We start from the raw sequence: 3,259 nt of genomic DNA on the forward strand, positions 1-3,259 counted from the left end.
ATTTACTTCCATGAGAATTTGTGCGATATTATGCGCTCTTGCATTCCAAGAATATTTCTCTGTAATTAAGGTATACGCTGTATCTACAATTGATTGATATTTATCAAAATTTGAAGCTGCATCTAGCACTGTATTAGCGACTTCTTCAGTAGAGTATCCTGTTACTAAAAGATGTTCTAAATGCCGAAATTCTTCTAAACCTCGCAATCCTTCTGGTGTTGATACAACTAACTTTCTACTGGCGAAATAATCTAAAGCTTTATTACGAGCGCCACCTGCTACTGCTTGCTTAGAGAATGGCAGCAAAGCAATATCTGCATATTTAACATGTTTTACAAAATCCTCTCTTTTAGGTAAAAATCCCAAAAAAGAAATATTAGAAGGTATTGGTTCTGAAATATCACTGCTATCCCTACCTATAACAACAAAATGTATTTTTTCCTGATAATTTTCAATATGTTTAGCAATCTCAATAGTCATTGACACAGACATATCATTACTTGGAAACTGAAATGTTTTAGGAGCAATGAGAACCACTATTTTTGCTGGTCTAAATGCTTGATAAGGATCTTTACTCAAAAATGATTCAGCATTTAGTAAGTCTTCAGTAACTCCATTTCCGATACTATAAATCTGGTCTGGGGCTTTACCATACCACTGGGAAATTAGTTTAGGAATTGAGTCGCCTGCTGCAATAATTGGACTACCAGAAAATATCAGAATTCCCTGAGCAATATATGTCTTAACACATTGTACAAACTCTTTGAAAGGATTGGCAACTGAAAACAAGCGCATCCAATATTCATACGCTGAAAATGTATGAAAATCTAAGACAAGAGAGGAATTTCTGCGTTTTCTAAGCCTCAGCGCTATCAAAGCAGCTAATCCAGGTAAAGTTTCTTGAGCATAAACGATATCTGGACAAAACTCATCGATACATTTTTCTATAGTTTGAATATATGACTTTAAGCTTCTTGTTCCAATCGAAATAGAAGGTGCATACTTAACAGATGAACAATCTAATCCTAGCTGAAAAACATCAAAATCTTTAGTTAGATATTGTCCTAGATAAAAAGGTCTAGTAAATGCACCAAATGGTTGGCTAGAATCAAGTGTCGAGACAATTAGTAAACGTTTGCCCATAATCTATTGATGATTTGAATATTTAAAAAATTGATTTTTGAAACTATATTTTTCACTGGTTTAGATTGCTACGAATTATCCAAACCTCATTAGTTAATGATCCTAGTAGCAGAATCAAACTCCTGAGTTACTTTGGTTAATATCTTCAGAAAATGTGGGAGAAATTGCCAAATTTTTGTAACCAATAATCGCTCTTATATAGGGTAAAAACCAATAAAATATCCATAAAGGCCCAGAGTGTCTGATACAAAATATAGTCCAGGGTTTTAATGGAAATCCTTTGATTTGCAGCGCCTTTTGTAAGCGCTGTAATATACTTAAATTAGTATCTACCCAACTGTTACGGATAGAGTTTTTAGTACAAGTACCAATATATCCAGGAGCTACCCATATTTGACAACCCAATTTACGCGCTCTGAGGGCATAATCTAAATCTCCTAAACTGTGAATAAAAGCTGTATCAATATTGCCAACTTTTACAGCAACCGTTTTAGGGATTAGTACACAGTTACCATACATAGCATCGCATTTTTGAATAACCGAACTTGGTTCTAAAAACTCAAATTTGTTAGAATACCACTTTTTAGATTTTACTGCTCCTCCATAGGTTGCTTTTCCTGTCATTGGGTCTTTAGTTGAACCAACCACAATGGAGTCTGGATAACCTTGTGCAGACAAATCTTGATGAATCTGTAATAATTTGCTGACAGCATTAGGTTCTAGAAATGTGTCATCATTCAACCATAGATAATAATCATATTGATTCTTTATCGCCTCATCAAAGGCAAGATGCATTCCTCCCACCCAAAATAAATTACCATTACCCTGAAGAATGTGTACGTCTGGATATTCTGCTTTGATAGCTTGTGCTGTCCCATCAGAGCTACCATCATCAGTTAAATAAACATCACAATGATGTTTTTGCTCATATAAAGTATGTAGACAGGCGAGAGTTGTATTACGCCTGTTATGACAGGTCATAACTACAGCTATCTTTGCTTTTTTCATCTTATTTACCTCACGTAATTTCTCTGGAAATGAGCAATACAAATAATAAAGCTATACGTAATTATTTCCATTAAGTTTAAAGTTTAGCCATCTTTTCTATCCAGGTACTCAAATTAATATCTAAATTAAAATTTCGTAATTTTTGTTCCATTCTTCTAATTACCAACATATATCGGTGCAGAACTGATACACGAGGCATTTTTAGTCTGACAACCTCTTGACACAACCATAGATATTTTTCGGAATTGATGTTAAGTTTTTTCAATTTTTTGATTTGTGTATTCCAATCGTTATAGAAGAATAAGTTGAAATAATGAATTGATATAATATCATTCCAATGTTTAATTTGTAATTCTGTTGATAAACGGTTATGTAAAGGTAATGGATAACTATAATTAGCAGGAAGATGCTCGACGTTTTCTTCCAAGGCACATAAAGTTACAGACAAAACAGACTGCTCAACAAAATAAATACCTTGGGGAGGAGTGATATCAAGGCGCATGACTTTTTCAAAATTCTCTTTCCAAGCTGTAAATATACCCGCACTCCTTCTCACAACGACCAAACCAGAATTCCAGTAAGCTCTAATCCTTTTTTTACCAATTGGTGTTTCAACAAATACCTCACGTTTTACCCCCAGCACTTCATATAATTTTTGCCAGTACCATTCTTGAGAGTCTCGAAAACCTGTAGAACCAATTCCTTGACCATACTCAGGACGTAAACGAACATTGCAATTAACAGGTAATAAAAATTCTTTTGGTGTAGAAAAAAAGCATTTGTCACTGTCTAGAAAAACTAATATTTCTGCATCAATATTTTGTTCAGCATAGGCACACGCCAGGGGCTTATTTGCTAAATAATATTCATGGAATTCTTGATTGATAGGGACTTGTTGATGATTTACTTGCAACGCTTCAAATGCTTTTTGGGTTTGCTTTGATATTGGTTCACCTACTCTAGGATGAAAACTATATATAGGTGTATCTTTCAATTCTCCACAGAACTTCCGAATACTTTCTGCAAGCATTAACGATTGAGCTTCTAAACGCCCAGGTTCTGTACAAATTATAAAAGCTATAGGTATTGACATATTATGAAGTATTTA

The 3,259-nt window shown here is 34.2% G+C and carries 3 protein-coding genes; all 3 read right to left on the reverse strand.

Features of this window, described 5'->3' with window-relative positions; genetic code table 11:
- The coding region (locus GNF10_RS36000) for a glycosyltransferase (protein ID WP_185607444.1) at nucleotides 1-1,143 on the reverse strand (1,143 nt) is incomplete at its 3' end.
- A 114-nt stretch (nucleotides 1,144-1,257) separates the two neighbouring features.
- Entirely contained in the window at nucleotides 1,258-2,151 is an 894-nt protein-coding gene (locus GNF10_RS36005) for a glycosyltransferase family 2 protein (RefSeq protein WP_185582067.1), read from the reverse strand.
- Nucleotides 2,152-2,227: 76 nt separating this feature from the next.
- Nucleotides 2,228-3,244 (reverse strand): hypothetical protein, encoded by a 1,017-nt coding sequence (locus GNF10_RS36010; protein ID WP_185592877.1) that lies wholly within the window; start codon nucleotides 3,242-3,244, stop codon nucleotides 2,228-2,230.
- Nucleotides 3,245-3,259 lie beyond the last annotated feature (15 nt).

Origin of the sequence: Nostoc sp. UCD121, from assembly GCF_014222285.1 — a bacterium.
GTDB lineage: Bacteria > Cyanobacteriota > Cyanobacteriia > Cyanobacteriales > Nostocaceae > Nostoc.